The sequence below is a fragment of the Pseudomonas sp. S30_BP2TU TE3576 genome (assembly GCF_050436025.1).
Taxonomy (GTDB): domain Bacteria; phylum Pseudomonadota; class Gammaproteobacteria; order Pseudomonadales; family Pseudomonadaceae; genus Aquipseudomonas.
This window is the reverse complement of the sequence record NZ_JBNDLK010000001.1, coordinates 2,890,937-2,906,812: the sequence shown is the minus strand read 5'-3', so window position 1 is coordinate 2,906,812 and position 15,876 is coordinate 2,890,937. Positions and strand designations below refer to the sequence as shown.

Genomic DNA, 15,876 nt, shown 5'->3' with positions numbered 1-15,876 from the left:
CGCAACTGGCTATCGGCGAACGACCAGATACAAACCGACGGCCATCATGATGCCAGCTGGCCAATAGTCCAACTGATTCAGCGGCCCGCCAGCGGCAAGGATCGCGCCACCGGCCAGATGGGCTGTACCGAGCAGGCGCAGGAACCAGTCGTCGCGACGTCGATGCCACGGTGGCGGTGGATCGCTGGCGTGGGGCTGGGACAGGCGTTCGAGCAAATCGCGGGTCATGTTGGCAAGGTGCGGGATCTGTTCGATCTGGCTCTGCACGTTGCCAAACAGGGCTTTAGGGCTGACCCGCTCGCGCATCCAGCGCTCGAGGAATGGCTGCGCGGTGTTCCACAGGTCGAGGTCCGGATACAGTTGGCGGCCCAGGCCTTCGATGTTCAGCAGGGTTTTTTGCAGCAAGACCAACTGCGGCTGCACTTCCATGTTGAAGCGGCGCGCGGTCTGGAACAGGCGCATCAGCACCTGGCCGAAGGAAATGTCCTTCAACGGTTTTTCGAAGATCGGCTCGCACACGGTACGGATCGCTGCTTCGAATTCGTTGAGTTTGGTTTCCGCCGGCACCCAGCCCGAATCGATGTGCAACTGCGCCACGCGCCGGTAATCGCGCTTGAAGAAGGCGAACAGGTTGCGTGCCAGGTAGTCCTGGTCTTCCGGGGTCAGGCTGCCGACGATGCCGCAGTCGATCGCAATGTACTGCGGGCTCCACGGGTTCACGGTGCTGACGAAGATGTTGCCCGGGTGCATGTCGGCATGGAAGAAACTGTCGCGGAACACCTGGGTGAAGAAGATTTCCACGCCGCGTTCGGCAAGCATTTTCATGTCGGTGCGCTGGTCGGCCAGGGTTGCCAGGTCGGTGACCTGAATACCGTAGATGCGCTCCATCACCAGCACTTTAGGCCGGCACCAGTCCCAATACACTTGCGGTACATACAGCAGCGGCGAGCCGTCGAAGTTGCGCTTCAACTGGCTGGCGTTGGCGGCCTCGCGCAGCAGGTCGAGCTCGTCGTAGATGGTTTTTTCGTAGTCGCTGACCACGTCCACCGGGTGCAGCAGGCGCGCATCGGCCGAGAGTTTTTCGGCGGCACGGGCGAGGATGAACAGCCACGCCAGGTCTTGGGCGATCACCGGCTTGAGGCCCGGCCGGATCACTTTGACCACCACCTCTTCACCGGTTTTCAGCTGCGCGGCATGCACTTGCGCCACCGAGGCCGAGGCCAGCGGCTCGACATCGAAACGGCTGAACACGTCGCTGATTTTCCTGCCGAGCTGTTCTTCGATCAGCTTGACCGACACCTGCGAATCGAACGGCGGCACGCGGTCCTGCAACATCATCAGCTCATCGGCGATGTCTTCCGGCAGCAGGTCGCGACGGGTGGAGAGGATCTGCCCGAACTTGATGAAAATCGGCCCCAGGTCCTGCAGCGCCAGGCGCAAGCGCGCGCCACGGCTCAGGTCCAGGGTCTTGCGCGGGAACCAGCGCCACGGCAATGCGTAACGCAGCGCCCGCAGAAACCAGGGCAGTGGCAGGGCGAACAGCAGGTCATCGAGGCGGTAGCGGATCACGACGCGCTGGATGCGCAACAAACGGCGGACGGCAAGCAGCTTCATGCGTTATCGCTTGGGTCGAGGGATCGGGAAAGGCGCTCGAAACGCGCCTCGAGACGTTCCAGATCGAGTTTGATCTGGTCCAGTTCACTGAATCGGGCTTCAGCTTCGCGCTGACCGACAAGGGTGCGCGATTCTTCGGCCAGGTATTCGCCGAGGTTCTGGCCCAGGCTGGCGAACCCTTGCTGATACCAGCGGGCGCGGCTGCGCAGGTGACCGCCGACCAATTGCGTGGCCACCGGGCCGAGCCAGCGCGAGAGTTCGTACTCCCAGTCCAGTTCGAGGTCCTGAAGGATCGCCGCCAGTTCCAGAAGCACACCGCTGTCGCCGTCGAGCTCGACTTCCGGGCTGTGCAGGACGGCAGCCTTGTCCTTGCTCATTGCCAGTTTCAACAGGCTCGAGGCCGGTGCACGCAAGGTGCAGTCGGCGCCGGTTTCCCACTGGGAGGCGAGCATCAGGCCTTCGTCGCTGGGCAGGATGAACAGTTGCAGCGCCGGGCTGCGGCAATCGACGGCAATCACTCTGCCGCTCAAATGCGCCAGCCGTGGCAGCGCCGTGCTGTCGAGACGCAGCACCCGGTTCAGGCCGAGTTCAACGCTGGCCAGCAGCCCGGCGAGCAGCATCAGGGCTTGATGCCGCGGTGCAGGGCAACGATGCCTGCGGTCATGTTGTGATAGGTCACGCGGTCGAAGCCGGCCTCGACCATCATCGACTTCAGGGTTTCCTGGTTCGGGTGCATGCGGATCGATTCGGCCAGGTAGCGATAGCTTTCCGAGTCGTTGGTGATCAGCTTGCCCATCAGCGGCATGAAGGCGAACGAGTAGGCGTCGTAGGCCTTGGACATCAGCGCGTTGGTCGGCTTGGAGAACTCCAGCACCAGCAAACGGCCACCCGGCTTGAGCACGCGCAGCATCGAGCGCAGGGCATCTTCCTTGTGGGTCACGTTGCGCAGGCCGAAGGCGATGGTCACGCAGTCGAAATGGTTGTCCGGGAACGGCAGTTTTTCCGCATCGGCCTGGACGAATTCGACGTTGCCGGCCACACCCAGGTCCAGCAGGCGGTCACGGCCGACCTTGAGCATGGACTCGTTGATGTCGGCCAATACGACCTGGCCGGTCGGGCCGACCAGGTGCGAGAATTTTCTGGTCAGGTCGCCAGTGCCGCCGGCGATGTCCAGCACGCGGTTGCCGGTACGAACGCCGGACAGTTCGATCGCGAAACGCTTCCACAGACGGTGCATGCCGCCCGACAGAAGGTCGTTCATCAGGTCGTACTTGGCGGCTACCGAGTGGAAAACCTCAGCGACTTTTTCCGCTTTCTGGCTTTCCGGGACGTTTTTGAAGCCGAAGTGAGTGGTGGGTTCGGCATCGCTGCCTTTGCGCTGATCAGTCATATCGCTGTCACCAAAAGAGAATGCGCGACATTCTAATCCCCAAGGCATGCTTTGTCTTGGCAAGGCTGAAGGTAAGATGGGCAACCATCGGGACGTTTTGACGCAGCAGAGGTCAAGATGCCTCGGGAAAGCACCCATAAAGCAGGAGTCATTTGATGGCCCATATTAGTGTTGAACGTGCCCATGGCCTGGGTAAGGCAGCGGCTCGCGAAAAGGCCGACAAGCTGGCGCAGAAACTTTCCGATCAATATGGCCTGGAGCCGCAGTGGTCCGGCGACACCCTGAACCTCAAGCGCTCGGGTGTGAAGGGCGCGGTGCATGTCGCCGAGGACTCGATTCGCGTCGATGTGGAACTGGGCCTGATGATGTCGGCCATGAGCGGCATGATCAAGGCGGAAATCGAAAAGGCGCTGGACAAGGTCCTGGTCTGATTTTCTGCTTGAAATGAGATCCCCTGTGGTAGCGGGCTTGCTCGCGAAGGCGGTGGGTCAGTGAGATTTTTATCAACTGACCCACCGCCTTCGCGAGCAAGCCCGCTCCCACATTCAGTTTGCGGTGCTCTCAAAGGTTTATGTCAGTTGTTAGGGTGCCGTTTCTAATTTTTCTCCCTACTTTGTGCCAGAGCCCGACACTTATCCGGGCAGTTCCTCAAACCTTCTGCGCGTGAGGTGCACCATGGCCAAAGTTATTGTGAAGAAAAAAACCGACGCAACGACGAGCACGCTGAGTGACGTCAAATCCTATGCCCGCAAGATCTGGCTGGCAGGCCTGGGTGCCTACACCAAGGTCGGCCAAGAGGGCGGCGAGTACTTTCAAGAACTGATCAAGGCTGGTCAGGTTGTTGAAAAGAAAGGCAAAAAAGTAGTCGCTGAGAAACTTGAAGCGGCGAATGCCGAGATCGATGAAGCCAAGAGTGAAGTGAGCACTTTCAAAGGCAAGGTCGAAGTTCAACTCGACAGGGTCGAGAAGGCGTTCGACACGCGTGTCGCAAGTGCCTTGAATCGTATCGGCATTCCGTCTAAACATGACGTTGAGACACTCTCTGCTAAGCTCGATGAGCTGACGGCATTGCTCGAACGTGTCGCGCGTAAATCTTAAGGAGAACGGGATGGCTGGCAAAAAGAATACTGAAAAAGAAGGCAGCTCGTGGATCGGGAAAGTCGAAGACTACTCCCGCAAAATCTGGCTGGCTGGCTTAGGCGTGTACTCGAAGATCGACACTGACGGCAGCAAGCTCTTCGATGCATTGGTAAAGGACGGCGAGAAAGCCGAGAAGCTCACCAAAAGCGCTGTTGGCAAGACAGTCGACGCCGCCAAGGACACCGCTTCTTCGGCCAAATCGCGCATCAGCGGCGTGAAAGATCGTGCACTGGGCAAGTGGGATGAACTGGAAGGGGCTTTCGACAAGCGTCTGAACAGTGCCATTTCGCGTCTGGGCGTACCGAGCCGCAACGAGGTCAAAGCACTGCACAGCAAGGTCGATACCCTGACCAAGCAAATCGAAAAACTGACCGGTGCCAAGGTTGCGCCTGTTGCGGCGAAAACCGCAGCAGCCAAGCCTGCTGCTAAACCGGCCGCCAAAACGGCTGCCAAGCCACTGGCAAAAGCGGCGGCTAAACCTGCTGCCAAGCCTGCGGCTAAAACTGCAGCGGCCAAACCAGCCGCCGCCAAAGCCGTCGCCAAACCAGCGGCTAAACCGGCCGCCAAGCCTGCAGCAAAAACTGCAGCGGCCAAACCGGCAGCCAAGCCTGCTGTTGCGAAAAAACCTGCAGTGAAGAAGCCGGCAGCTCCAAAAGCCGCCGCGCCAAAACCAGCAGTGGCAGCTGCCAAACCGGCAACGCCGGCAGCTCCGGTCAGCGTATCGAACTCCGCGACCGCGCCAACCCCTGCTGTCACCCCGACTGCCGCGCCAGCTCCATCGACGCCAACCAGTCAGTCCTGATTTTCAGGGCTCAAGAAAACGCCCGGCCTTCACAGGCCGGGCGTTTTTGTTTGTGAGTGCATTCTCGAAAACAACAAAGATCCACTGTGGGAGCGAGCTTGCTCGCGATGAGGCCATCAGATCCAGCATTGATGTTGACCGAGACGCCGTCATCGCGAGCAAGCTCGCTCCCACAGGGTAGGGGGCAGGGTTAATCGTGGTCCTCCAGATATTCCATCGCCATCTGTTCGGTCGCAGCCTTGATCGACGGCAGCAAGTGTGGCGCCACCAGCATCATGATCTGGTAAACCACCAGCCGCACCTCGCCTTCGCGATCGAGAATCCGCTGATAGTCCAGTGAAAACAGCAGCGTCATGGTGATCTGTTCCACCAGCTGCCCCAGTGCCTGGGTATCGCTGACCAGCAACCCTTGCGCCTGCAATCGTGCCAGCAGCGACGCCAGTGTGCGCTTGAGTGCATTGAGCAGATTGCGAATGCCCTTGGCCAGTTTCGGCAGACGTCCGGCGAGGTTCGACAGGTCCTGGAACAGAAACCGGTAGTGGGACAGGCGCTCGACGATCAGGTGCAGGAACAGCCAGTAGTCCTCCGGCGCCAGTTCGACATCGGCCGGTGGATCGAGCAAGGGGGCCAGTTCGCCCTGAAAACGCTCGAACAGCCCAAGAATCAGCGGTTCCTTGCCGTGGAAGTGGTAGTAGAGGTTGCCTGGGCTGATGCCCATTTCATTGGCAACTTCCATGGTGGAGACATTCGGTTCGCCCTTTTGGTTGAACAACTGCAGGGCACATTCGAGGATCCGGTCGCGGGTTTTCATCCAGTCTTCTTAATGATCGGGTCTTGCCACGGCCGACAGAGGCCGTGGCTCGTTGAACGTCAGCGCACGCGCACGTAAGTACCGGGTGCTGCCTCCATCGGTGGGTAGTTCTGGTTGCCGAGCGCCATGTGGGTGTCCTTCTGCACACCGGAGCGTTCCTGAATCCAGCTCAGCCATTGGGTCCACCAACTGCCGTCGACACGCTTGGCATCGTAGTACCAGGCGCGGGGGTCGCTGCTCAGTTTGCCGCTCTCGACGTAGTTGGCTTTCGGGTTGCTCGGTGGGTTGAGAATGCTCTGCACATGACCGCTGTTGGACAGTACGAAGCGCCGTTCGCCACCGAGCAGCAGCGTCGAGCGATACACCGCATCCCACGGCGTGATGTGATCGTTGATGCCGGCGACGCTGAAGCTGTCGACGGTGACCTTCTGCAAATCGATCGGCGTACCACACACTTCCAGTCCGCCCGGGTGGGTCAGCGGGTTGTGCTTGAAGAAGTCCAGCAGGTCGCCATGCAGGGCCGCCGGCAGGCGCGTGTTGTCGTTGTTCCAGTAGAGGATGTCGAACGCCGGTGGCTCTTTGCCCAACAGGTAGTTGTTAACGAAGTAGCTCCAGATCAAATCGTTGGGACGCATCCAGGCGAAGACCTTGGCCATGTCGCGGCCGTCCAGTACACCCCGCTGATAGGAGCGGCGCTTGGCGGCCTCGAGGGTCTGTTCGTCGGCGAACAGTGTAGCTGGACTGTCCAGCTCGCTGTCGAGCAGGCTCACCAGATAAGTCGCGCTGGACACCCTGCGCAACTGCCGCTTGGCCTGCAAATGACCCTGCAGCGCGGCAATGGTCAGCCCGCCGGCGCAAGCGCCCATCAGGTTGACCTCGCGTGCACCGGTGATCGCCCGGCACACATTCATGGCCTCTTCCACGGCTTCCACGTAGGTCGAGAGCCCCCATTCGCGGTGACGCACATCGGGGTTGCGCCAACTGATCACGAAGGTTTGCAGGCCGTTTTTCAAGGCGTACTGGACGAAGCTGTTGTGCGGGCTCAGGTCGAAAATGTAGTACTTGTTGATTTGCGGCGGTACCACCAGCAGGGGCTTGGAATACTGCTTTTCGCTCATCGGCTTGTACTGGATCAACTCCAGCAGCTCGTTGCGAAACACCACGGCACCGGTGGTGGTGGCGACCGTCTTGCCAACCTCGAACGCTTGCTTGGTGACTTGTCGGGGCAGGCCATCGTTGTGCAGCAGATCGTCCACCAAATGGCTGATGCCACGCACCAGGCTGTTGCCACCGGAATTGAACAGTTCCTTGACCGCCAGTGGATTGAGCAGGGTGTTGGATGGCGATACGGCGTCGTTGAGCAAGGCGAAAGCGAAGTGGGCGCGGGCACGGTCGTCCGGGCTCATGTTGCTCTCGTCGATCCAGCTTTTGACCTGTTTCTGCCAGCTCAGATAGGCCTGCAGGCTACGGCGATAAAACGGGTTGAGGCTCCACGCCGGGTCGGCGAAGCGAGCGTCCTGCGGGTTGGTCGGGTGCAGGGTTTCACCCAGCAGCACACGGCCAAGCTGACCGCCGAGTTTGAGGGCATGCCGGGCGCTGTGCAGCGGATTGCGCAAGCCATGGGCGGCCACACTGCGCAGGGTCGACAACAGATCCCGGCCGCGCAGGCCGGTAATCGCATTCTGTGCATTGATGAACGCGGCGGGAGTCGGTAAGGAATCCCTCGCTGGTTTCTCGCGCATGAGTCAACACTCCTTCGTCTTCAGGCTAAAAACAAACACACCGAACCAGAACACCATAGACGCTGTAACGGGTTGTTGCGCGGCGTGGCGTCCTGCCAACCGCTGATGCAGCTGTTTAGCCGCCCAATGGCGCCGGACGCGGATGCATCACCGCGCGTTGGCGCTCCTCTTCCAGGAATTTCATGATGATCGGGGCCACCGCTTCGGCCCGGGTGATCAAGAACAAATGCCCGTCATCGATGATGTGCAATTGGGCGTTGGGAATCCGGCAGGCCAGCAAGCGCATGTTGATCAACGGGATCAGCGGATCGTCATCGCCGGCCAGTACCAGGGTCGGCTGGCGGATCTTGTGCAGCCAGTGAATGCTGGTCCAGCCGAGGCCGGCGAACAGCTGCCAGTAGTAACCGAGCTTGCCCGCTGAGCGCACCTTGGCCGCATGGCTCGCGGCCAGCGTCGGGTCGCGACGGAACGAGCCACCGTAGATCATCGGCGCAATGCGGATCACGTGGGATGGCTGGATGTAACGCCGAGGGCTGGCCATCATCCACAACACTTTAGGTTTGCCCGGTACCATCACCGCACCGGCTGCCGTCGCGGCCAGCACGAGTTTCTTGCAGCGCTCCGGATAGTCGTAAGCGAACTGCTGGGCCAGCGCGCCACCCCAGGACACGCCGATGATGTTGACCTGTCCGTAGTCGAGATAGTCGAGCATCCGTGCCGTGAGTTTCGCCAGCCCCGGAAAACGATATGGCCGGTTCGGCGTCGACGAACCGCCGACACCGGGTACGTCGAAGCAGATGACTTCCAGGTCCGGATCCAGCGCCGCGACGAACGGGAACACCAGCTCCAGGTTGGCGCCGATGCCGTTGAAAATCAGCAGGGGCGTCAAGTGAGGCTTGCCGGGGCGTACCGCCGTGCGGAGCGTCTGGCCATCCAGGTCGACGGTACGAAAAATGAAGGGTTGCGGCATGCTTCAGGCCCTGTGGGTCGCTCTCTTGAATTCTTCCTCGATCCCCATGTGGGAGCGGGCTTGCTCGCGAAAGCGCCAGGTCAATCGACATCCATGTTGAATGATCAATTGCTTTCGCGAGCAAGCCCGCTCCCACAGGAGGATGAGGTGTGTCAGTTACCGCTCATGCACGTAAGTGCCCGGTGCGGCTTCCCCCTCCGGGTAGGCCTTGTTGCCGAGTTTCGTCGGTGCTTTTTTCAGGTTGCCCGAACGCTGCGCCTGCCAGGCCTGCCAGTGCAACCACCATGAATCGGTGTGCTTGGTGGAATTCTCTTGCCATTCCTCGGCAGTGGCGGCCATTTCGGTGCTGGTCATGTAACGGGATTTCGGATTGCCCGGCGGGTTGAGGATGCTCTGGATATGCCCGCTGCTGGACAGCACGAATTCAACGTTGCCGCCGAACAATTGCGCCGACTTGTAGCAGGATTTCCATGGCGTGATGTGGTCACTGGTGCCGGCCAGGGAAAAGATGTCGGCAGTTACCTGTTTCAGGTCAATCGGCGTACCGCACACTTCCAGTGCATTCGGGCGAATCAATGGATTGCTTTTGAACATTTCGATCAGGTCGCCGTGGAACGCCGCGGGTAACCGCGTGGTGTCATTGTTCCAGAACAGAATGTCGAAAACCGGTGGTTCGTTGCCCAGCAGGTAGTTGTTGACCCAGTAGTTCCAGATCAGATCGTTGGGGCGCATCCAGGCGAAGACCTTGGCCATGTCCTTGCCTTCGAGCACACCGGCCTGATACGAGTGGCGCTTGGCGGTTTCGAGGGTTTGTTCGTCGACGAACAGTGCGACGTCACTGTCCAGGGTGGTGTCCAGCACGCTCACCAGCAAGGTCAGGGCGTTGACCTTGTTCTCGCCGATTGCCGCGTAGTGGCCCAGCAGCGCGGTGCAGGTGATGCCACCGGAACAGGCGCCGAGCATGTTCACGTCTTTGCTGCCGGTGATGGCGGTGACCACATCGACCGCTTCCTTGAGCGCTTCGATGTAGGTCGACAGGCCCCACTCGCGCTGCTCTTTGGTGGGGTTGCGCCAGCTGACGATGAAGGTTTGCACGTTGCTGCGCAGGCAGAAGCGCGCCAGGCTCTTTTCCGGGCTCAGGTCGAAAACGTAGAACTTGTTGATCTGCGGTGGTACCACCAACAATGGACGCTCATAGACCTGTTCGGTAATCGGCTTGTACTGGATCAGCTCCAACACATCGTTGCGGAACACCACCGCCCCTTCGGTTACGCCCAGGCTCTTGCCGACCTCGAACGCGCCCATGTTGACCTGGCTCGGCATGCCGCCGTTGTGCACTATGTCCTTGGCCAGATGCGAGAGACCGTCGAGCAGGCTTTTGCCGCCGGTTTCGAAGAAGCGCTTGACCGCCGCCGGGTTGGCCGCCGTGTTGGTCGGGGCCATGGCTTCGGTCATGAGGTTGATCACGAAGTGCCCGCGGGCGACGTCCTTGGGCGAAAGATTACTGTCGCCGATCCAGTCGTGGAGTTCCTTGCGCCACGCCAGATAAGTTTGCAGATAACGTTTGTAGAGCGGGTTCTGGCTCCATGCCGGGTCGAGAAAGCGACGGTCATCGCTATTGGGTTGCAGTTCGGATTTGCCGAACAGCACGTTTTTGAGTTCAAGGCCAAAATGCGCGACATGCCGGGCGCTGTGCACCGGCTGTTTGATGGCCTGTCTGAGCACCATTCGAGCAGAAGCCAGTAGATCCTTTCCACGCAGCCCAACGACAGGATTCAGTCCCAAGGTGTTTTCCGAGGCCTGATACTTCAAGTCATCGTTATTCTTGTTACTCATCTACGACGCTCCATTGTCCTGAGACGAGTACCGGGTCCTGCTGTGTAGTCACACAGTCAATGCCTGGTACTACTGCTCGGGGTGACCGTTAATACTGCATCGCTGCTTTTAGTTCGCAGAGAGCACTGCAGGGAACTTGCCAGTTCCATTGGTTACCCGAGTTTAATTTTTTTCGCAAGCAGGCCAATCGGCGGCCCTGAAGCGGAGCATTCAAACAGATGAAATTAGAAAATGCCCTCTAAAGAGCAAGAGGCTCAGGCTAGAGCATCAGCTTGACGACAGATTCGTTCGGGTCGCGGGTTTTTCCGGCGGCTTTGAGCTCGGCCAGATAATCGTCCCAGAGTGCGTCATAACGTCGCGCCAGTTCGTAGAGGTATTCCCAGGTGAACAGGCCGCTGTCGTGGCCATCGTCGAAGGTCAGTTTCAGTGCGTACTGACCGGCCGGTTCTACCTTGGTCAGGCCTACGTTGATCTTGCCAAATTGCAGGATGGGTTTGCCGTGGCCCTGGACCTCGGCGGAAGGAGAGTGCACGCGCAGGAACTCGGCGGCCAGGGTGTATTCCTCGCCGGACGCGTATTTCAGCGTCAGGGTTTTCGAGGCTTTGTGCAGCTTGATGTCGGTGGGGATCATGACCGGATGTCCGCTTTGTGGAGATCCTTGCGGGAGCGAGCTTGCTCGCGATAGCGGTATCACATTCAACATGAGTATCGAATGAGATGGCCTCATCGCGAGCAAGCTCGCTCCCACAGGTTCTCTATCGCTGTAAGAGTTGCTTACAGGATATAACGGGACAGGTCTTCGTTCTGCGCCAATTCGCCCAAGTGGCTGTTGACGTAGTCGGCGTCGATCAGGATCACCTTGTCGTCATGGACACTGGCCAGATCGCCGGCGCTGAACGACACCTCTTCGAGCAGGCGCTCGAGCAGGGTGTGCAGGCGACGGGCACCGATGTTTTCGGTTTTCTCGTTGACCTGCCAGGCGATCTCCGCGATGCGCTTGATGCCGCTCGGCTGGAACTCGATGCCCAGGCCTTCGGTTTTCAACAGGGCGCAATATTGCTCGGTAAGCGAGGCGTGAGGCTCGCTGAGGATGCGTTCGAAGTCCTCCGGCGAAAGGGCCTTGAGTTCGACACGGATCGGCAGACGGCCTTGCAGCTCGGGCACCAGGTCGCTCGGCTTGCTCAGGTGGAAGGCACCGGAAGCAATGAACAGGATGTGGTCAGTCTTGACCATGCCCAGTTTGGTGTTGACGGTGCAGCCTTCGATCAGCGGCAGCAAGTCACGCTGCACACCTTCGCGAGACACATCGACGCCACCGGAATTGCCACGCTTGGCGACCTTGTCGATTTCGTCGATGAACACGATGCCGTGCTGCTCGACCGCTTCCAGGGCCTTGGCTTTCAACTCTTCATCGTTGACCAGGCGGCTGGCTTCTTCGTCGCGCACCAGTTTCAGTGCTTCCTTGACCTTGAGCTTGCGGCTCTTGCGCTTGCCCTTGCCGATGTTGGCGAACAGGCTTTGCAGCTGGTTGGTCATTTCTTCCATGCCCGGTGGCGCGGAGATATCGACGCCGGCCATTTCGGCGACTTCGATTTCGATCTCCTTGTCATCCAGCTGGCCTTCGCGCAGGCGCTTGCGGAACAGCTGGCGGGTGTTGGAATCGGCAGTCGGGGCATCGTCGCTGCTGAAGCCCATGCGTGCCGGTGGCAGCAGGGCATCGAGGATGCGCTCTTCGGCGGCGTCTTCGGCGCGGTGGCGAACCTTGACGATTTCCTGTTCGCGCAGCAGCTTGATCGCCGCATCGGCCAGGTCACGAATGATCGATTCGACATCGCGGCCGACATAGCCGACTTCGGTGAACTTGGTCGCTTCGACCTTGATGAACGGCGCATTGGCCAGTTTGGCCAGGCGACGGGCGATCTCGGTTTTACCGACACCGGTCGGGCCGATCATCAGGATGTTCTTTGGCGTGACTTCAACGCGCAGCTCTTCAGGCAGCTGCATGCGGCGCCAGCGGTTGCGCAGGGCAATGGCGACGGCGCGCTTGGCATCGTCCTGGCCGATGATGTGGCGGTTGAGTTCGTGGACGATTTCGCGGGGAGTCATAGACATAATATTCAGTGGACCTCAAGCAAGAATGAGCCGTGGTGCGATGGCTGCACGGGCTTACTCGGCGCAGTCCTGCTCCTCAATGGTCTGGGTGTGGTTGGTGAATACGCAGATGTCGCCGGCGATACCGAGGGCGGTTTCGACGATTTCCCGGGCCGACAGGTCGGTCTTTTTCAGCAGCGCGCTGGCGGCGGCCTGGGCGTAGGCGCCACCGGAACCCATGGCGATCAGGCCTTCTTCCGGTTCAACCACATCGCCGTTACCGGTGATGATCAGGGACGCATCTTTGTTGGCGACCGCAAGCATCGCTTCGAGGCGGCTCAGGGAGCGGTCGGTGCGCCACTCTTTGGCGAGTTCGACGGCGGCGCGAACCAGGTGGCCCTGATGCTTTTCAAGCTGGCCTTCGAAGCGTTCGAAGAGGGTAAAGGCGTCAGCGGTGGCGCCGGCAAAACCGGCGATGACCTGGCCGTGGTACAGGCGACGAACTTTTTTCGCGTTGCCTTTCATCACGGTATTACCAAGAGAAACCTGGCCGTCGCCGCCCATGACGACTTTGCCGTGGCGGCGAACTGAAACGATGGTGGTCAAGGGGAGAGTCTCCACGCAGCGGGGCGAAAATGCCTTATGCCCATTCATATGGGGGTGGTGGAGTGGATTTCAACTGTAAGGTGAGAGAGGGGACGAGTGGTGTGAGCCAGATGGGGGCGGTGGTGTTTGCCGGGGCCCCTTCGCGAGCAAGCCCGCTCCCACATTGGATTGCGCTCGAATGTGGGAGCGGGCTTGCTCGCGAAGAACGATGACGCGGTGCCTGTGGCAGTCGATCAGCGGCTCTGGCGTTGTTGTAACAACAGATTGCTGAAGCCTGCGCCGGCCAGTTGTTTCTGGGCGGTGGTCAGTTGTTCACGGTTGCTGAACGGACCGACCAGCACCCGATACCAGGTTTCGTCCTTCACCGTGCCGGACTCGACCGAGACAGCCTGGCCCAGCAAGATGATCTGCGCCCGAACCTTGTCCGCGTCAGCCTCCTTGCGGAACGAACCGGCTTGCAGGAAGAACCTGGTCACCGGCGCCGCTTTGACCGGCGGCGCTGGCGGAGGCGTGATCCCGGCCAGGGCTGCCTGGGCGCGAGCCGTGTCGATCTTCGCCGCTTCGGCCGGCGTGACCGGTGTCGTCGGAATGGCCGGCACTTGCGGCGTCGGCAGGGTTTTTTCCGGCACGGCATCGGGCGGCACGATGACTTCCGACTCTGGCAGCAAGGTGTAGAAGTCGTACTTCGGTTTCACCGGTTGCGTCGGGCTCGGCGGGGTCTTGTTGGCCTCGGCGATCTTGCCGGCTTTCTGCTGTTGCTCGACCTTTTCACGCTTGACCGTGTCGCTGCCTTTGCCCGGCTCCAGTTTCATCAGGAACACGATGAAGGCGCCGACCGTCAGGCCGATCGCCATCCACAACCAACCCGGGATCGGTTGCTTTGCAGGAGCTTGGTAACGGCTGGCGCCACGTTTGGGTGCAGGTTTTTTCTTGGCAGCCAACTTACATACGCTCCAGAGTTTCCAGGCCCAAGAGTTCCAGGCCTTGCTTGAGTGTGCGCCCGGTCAGCGCGGCGAGGCGCAGACGGCTCTGCATTTGTGCCGGGGTATCGGCGGCGAGAATCGGGCAGTTCTCGTAGAAGCTGGAGAACAGGCCGGCGACGTCGTACAGGTAAGTGCAGAGAATGTGCGGCGTGCCTTTCTCCGACACGTTGTTCAGCACTTCGCCGAACTGTGCCAGTTTCGCTGCCAGCTCCAGCTCGTGAGCCGCTTCGAGAACGATCTGGCCTTCGACTTCGCTGAAGTCCTTGCCGAGTTTGCGGAACACACCGGCCACGCGGGTGTAGGCGTACAGCAGGTACGGCGCGGTGTTGCCTTCGAAGTTCAGCATCAGGTCGAAGTTGAAGCTGTAGTCGCTGGTGCGGTGCTTGGACAGGTCGGCGTATTTCACTGCGCCGATGCCCACGACCTTGGCGATGTTGCGCAGCTCGGCTTCGGCCAGCTCCGGGTTCTTGTCCTTGACCAGGGTGTAGGCGCGCTCCCGGGCTTCGGTCAGCAGGTCGATCAGCTTCACGGTGCCGCCATCACGGGTCTTGAACGGACGGCCGTCAGCGCCGTTCATGGTGCCGAAGCCCATGTGTTCCATTTCCATCGGATGGGTCACGAAGCCGGCCTTGCGCGCCACGGCGAACACTTGCTGGAAGTGCAGGGCCTGGCGCTGGTCGACGAAGTACAGTGCGCGATCAGCCTTGAGCTTGCCGCTGCGGTAGCGCACGGCGGCCAGGTCGGTGGTGGCGTAGAGGTAACCGCCGTCAGCCTTGACGATGATCACCGGCAGCGGGTCGCCGTCGGCATTCTTGAACTCGTCGAGGAACACGCACTGGGCGCCGTTGCTCTCGACCAGCATGCCTGCCGCCTTCAAGTCGTTGACCACGTTGATCAGGTCGTCGTTGTAGGCGCTTTCGCCCATTACGTCGGCCATGGTCAGTTTGACGTTGAGCAGCTCGTAGATCTTCTGGCAGTGGGACAGCGAAATGTCCTTGAATTTGGTCCACAACGCCAGGCAGTCGGCATCGCCGGCCTGCAGCTTGACCACCAGGCCACGGGCGCGGTCGGCGAACTCTTCGGATTCGTCGAAGCGTTGCTTGGCGGCGCGGTAGAAGTTCTCCAGGTCCGACAGCTCGTCGCTGGTGATCGGGTTTTCCTGCAGGTAAGCCATCAGCATGCCGAACTGGGTGCCCCAGTCGCCGACGTGGTTCTGACGGATCACGGTATCGCCGAGAAATTCCAGGACCCGGGCCACGCCGTCGCCGATGATGGTCGAGCGCAAGTGGCCGACGTGCATCTCTTTGGCCAGGTTCGGTGCCGACAGGTCGACTACGGTGCGCTGCACCGGACCGGCCTTGCGTACGCCGATGTGGGCGTCGGCCAGGGCGGCGTCCATGCGTGAGGCCAGGGCATCGGTGTTCTGGAAGAAGTTCAGGAAGCCAGGGCCGGCGATTTCAGTCTTGGAGACGTTTTCGTCAGCCGGCAGCGCGGCAATGATTTTTTCCGCCAGGTCGCGCGGCTTCATGCCGGCCGGCTTGGCCAGCATCATTGCAATGTTGCTGGCGAAGTCACCGTTTTTCTTGTCGCGGGAGTTTTCCACCTGGATCGCCGGCGACAGGCCTTCAGGCAACACACCTTCGTTGACGAGTTGGGCGATGGCTTGCTGGATCAGCTGGCGAATGGTGTCTTTCATGGTCTTCTCTTTCGACCGCAGGCGCGGCGGCGCATCATGCGCTGGTGGAAAAACTGGGCATTATCCGTTGCGAAGACGGGCTTGCCAACCTTAGCAGGCAGGATGTGGATGTGTGGTGACAATTAGGGCCCCTTCGCGAGCAAGCCCGCTCCCACAGGTTTTGTGGTGGACACAAATTGTATGCCCACTGAAATA

The 15,876-nt window shown here is 60.2% G+C and carries 15 protein-coding genes; 3 read left to right on the top strand and 12 right to left on the bottom strand.

The features are described 5' to 3' along the window. Positions 1-9: 9 nt before the first annotated feature. Genes ubiB through ubiE form a run of 3 tightly spaced genes read right to left on the bottom strand, consistent with a single transcriptional unit; the run spans position 10 to position 3,004 of the window. Positions 10-1,614 carry a ubiquinone biosynthesis regulatory protein kinase UbiB gene (gene ubiB, locus ABIA48_RS13095; RefSeq protein WP_429489136.1) on the bottom strand — a complete coding sequence of 535 codons (1,605 nt, stop codon included), beginning with the start codon at positions 1,612-1,614 and terminating at the stop codon, positions 10-12. Next, complete coding sequence (locus tag ABIA48_RS13090) at positions 1,611-2,234, bottom strand: ubiquinone biosynthesis accessory factor UbiJ (protein ID WP_108230766.1); 624 nt, start codon at positions 2,232-2,234, stop codon at positions 1,611-1,613. Before ABIA48_RS13090 ends, ubiB begins: the two co-directional genes overlap by 4 nt. Beyond that, a complete protein-coding gene (gene ubiE, locus ABIA48_RS13085; RefSeq protein WP_007989286.1) occupies positions 2,234-3,004 on the bottom strand; it encodes a bifunctional demethylmenaquinone methyltransferase/2-methoxy-6-polyprenyl-1,4-benzoquinol methylase UbiE in 771 nt (256 codons plus the stop codon). The genes ABIA48_RS13090 and ubiE overlap by 1 nt, the downstream gene beginning before the upstream one ends. A 155-nt stretch (positions 3,005-3,159) precedes the next feature. On the opposite strand from ubiE, the gene ABIA48_RS13080 reads away from it, so the two are divergent. From ABIA48_RS13080 to ABIA48_RS13070, 3 genes are all read left to right on the top strand, one after another. Beyond that, positions 3,160-3,435, top strand: a complete 276-nt coding sequence (locus ABIA48_RS13080; protein ID WP_007989287.1) for a polyhydroxyalkanoic acid system family protein — start codon at positions 3,160-3,162, stop codon at positions 3,433-3,435. 244 nt (positions 3,436-3,679) lie between these two features. Next, positions 3,680-4,102, top strand: coding sequence for a phasin family protein (locus ABIA48_RS13075; protein WP_007989288.1), 423 nt, complete (start codon positions 3,680-3,682; stop codon positions 4,100-4,102). A gap of 10 nt (positions 4,103-4,112) precedes the next feature. Then, positions 4,113-4,946: a phasin family protein gene (locus tag ABIA48_RS13070; RefSeq protein WP_429489133.1), complete on the top strand. Its 834-nt coding sequence runs from the start codon at positions 4,113-4,115 to the stop codon at positions 4,944-4,946. A 190-nt stretch (positions 4,947-5,136) separates the two neighbouring features. Here ABIA48_RS13070 and ABIA48_RS13065 read toward each other — a convergent pair whose 3' ends face one another. The 9 genes from ABIA48_RS13065 to argS all read right to left on the bottom strand — a co-directional run bounded on the left by ABIA48_RS13065 (position 5,137) and on the right by argS (position 15,681). After that, entirely contained in the window at positions 5,137-5,757 is a 621-nt protein-coding gene (locus ABIA48_RS13065) for a TetR/AcrR family transcriptional regulator (protein ID WP_116264195.1), read from the bottom strand. 59 nt (positions 5,758-5,816) lie between these two features. Beyond that, positions 5,817-7,499, bottom strand: a complete 1,683-nt coding sequence (gene phaC / locus ABIA48_RS13060) for a class II poly(R)-hydroxyalkanoic acid synthase (RefSeq protein WP_429489131.1) — start codon at positions 7,497-7,499, stop codon at positions 5,817-5,819. A 115-nt stretch (positions 7,500-7,614) separates the two neighbouring features. Continuing rightward, entirely contained in the window at positions 7,615-8,469 is an 855-nt protein-coding gene (phaZ, locus tag ABIA48_RS13055; protein ID WP_429489129.1) for a poly(3-hydroxyalkanoate) depolymerase, read from the bottom strand. Between the two features lie 156 nt (positions 8,470-8,625). Next, on the bottom strand, positions 8,626-10,305 hold the full coding sequence (gene phaC, locus ABIA48_RS13050) for a class II poly(R)-hydroxyalkanoic acid synthase (protein ID WP_429489127.1): 1,680 nt from the start codon (positions 10,303-10,305) through the stop codon (positions 8,626-8,628). 259 nt (positions 10,306-10,564) lie between these two features. Next, the gene (locus ABIA48_RS13045) at positions 10,565-10,936 is read right to left on the bottom strand and encodes a gamma-butyrobetaine hydroxylase-like domain-containing protein (RefSeq protein WP_429489125.1); all 372 of its coding nucleotides are present in this window, start codon (positions 10,934-10,936) and stop codon (positions 10,565-10,567) included. Positions 10,937-11,079: 143 nt separating this feature from the next. Continuing rightward, the gene (gene hslU, locus ABIA48_RS13040; RefSeq protein WP_429489123.1) at positions 11,080-12,417 is read right to left on the bottom strand and encodes an HslU--HslV peptidase ATPase subunit; all 1,338 of its coding nucleotides are present in this window, start codon (positions 12,415-12,417) and stop codon (positions 11,080-11,082) included. A 54-nt stretch (positions 12,418-12,471) separates the two neighbouring features. Continuing rightward, on the bottom strand, positions 12,472-13,002 hold the full coding sequence (hslV, locus tag ABIA48_RS13035; RefSeq protein ID WP_008017029.1) for an ATP-dependent protease subunit HslV: 531 nt from the start codon (positions 13,000-13,002) through the stop codon (positions 12,472-12,474). A 233-nt stretch (positions 13,003-13,235) separates the two neighbouring features. Continuing rightward, complete coding sequence (locus ABIA48_RS13030) at positions 13,236-13,943, bottom strand: SPOR domain-containing protein (protein ID WP_429489121.1); 708 nt, start codon at positions 13,941-13,943, stop codon at positions 13,236-13,238. A 1-nt stretch (position 13,944) separates the two neighbouring features. Continuing rightward, positions 13,945-15,681 (bottom strand): arginine--tRNA ligase, encoded by a 1,737-nt coding sequence (argS, locus tag ABIA48_RS13025; protein ID WP_429489119.1) that lies wholly within the window; start codon positions 15,679-15,681, stop codon positions 13,945-13,947. Positions 15,682-15,876: the final 195 nt, after the last annotated feature.

Excerpts from the sequence above, each read along its gene's own strand:
- ubiB (WP_429489136.1), bottom strand. The coding sequence starts at position 1,614 with ATGAAGCTGCTTGCCGTCCGCCGTTTGTTGCGCATCCAGCGCGTCGTG.
- ABIA48_RS13090 (WP_108230766.1), bottom strand. The coding sequence starts at position 2,234 with ATGCTGCTCGCCGGGCTGCTGGCCAGCGTTGAACTCGGCCTGAACCGG.
- ubiE (WP_007989286.1), bottom strand. The coding sequence starts at position 3,004 with ATGACTGATCAGCGCAAAGGCAGCGATGCCGAACCCACCACTCACTTC.
- ABIA48_RS13080 (WP_007989287.1), top strand. The coding sequence starts at position 3,160 with ATGGCCCATATTAGTGTTGAACGTGCCCATGGCCTGGGTAAGGCAGCG.
- ABIA48_RS13075 (WP_007989288.1), top strand. The coding sequence starts at position 3,680 with ATGGCCAAAGTTATTGTGAAGAAAAAAACCGACGCAACGACGAGCACG.
- ABIA48_RS13070 (WP_429489133.1), top strand. The coding sequence starts at position 4,113 with ATGGCTGGCAAAAAGAATACTGAAAAAGAAGGCAGCTCGTGGATCGGG.
- ABIA48_RS13065 (WP_116264195.1), bottom strand. The coding sequence starts at position 5,757 with ATGAAAACCCGCGACCGGATCCTCGAATGTGCCCTGCAGTTGTTCAAC.
- phaC (WP_429489131.1), bottom strand. The coding sequence starts at position 7,499 with ATGCGCGAGAAACCAGCGAGGGATTCCTTACCGACTCCCGCCGCGTTC.
- phaZ (WP_429489129.1), bottom strand. The coding sequence starts at position 8,469 with ATGCCGCAACCCTTCATTTTTCGTACCGTCGACCTGGATGGCCAGACG.
- phaC (WP_429489127.1), bottom strand. The coding sequence starts at position 10,305 with ATGAGTAACAAGAATAACGATGACTTGAAGTATCAGGCCTCGGAAAAC.
- ABIA48_RS13045 (WP_429489125.1), bottom strand. The coding sequence starts at position 10,936 with ATGATCCCCACCGACATCAAGCTGCACAAAGCCTCGAAAACCCTGACG.
- hslU (WP_429489123.1), bottom strand. The coding sequence starts at position 12,417 with ATGTCTATGACTCCCCGCGAAATCGTCCACGAACTCAACCGCCACATC.
- argS (WP_429489119.1), bottom strand. The coding sequence starts at position 15,681 with ATGAAAGACACCATTCGCCAGCTGATCCAGCAAGCCATCGCCCAACTC.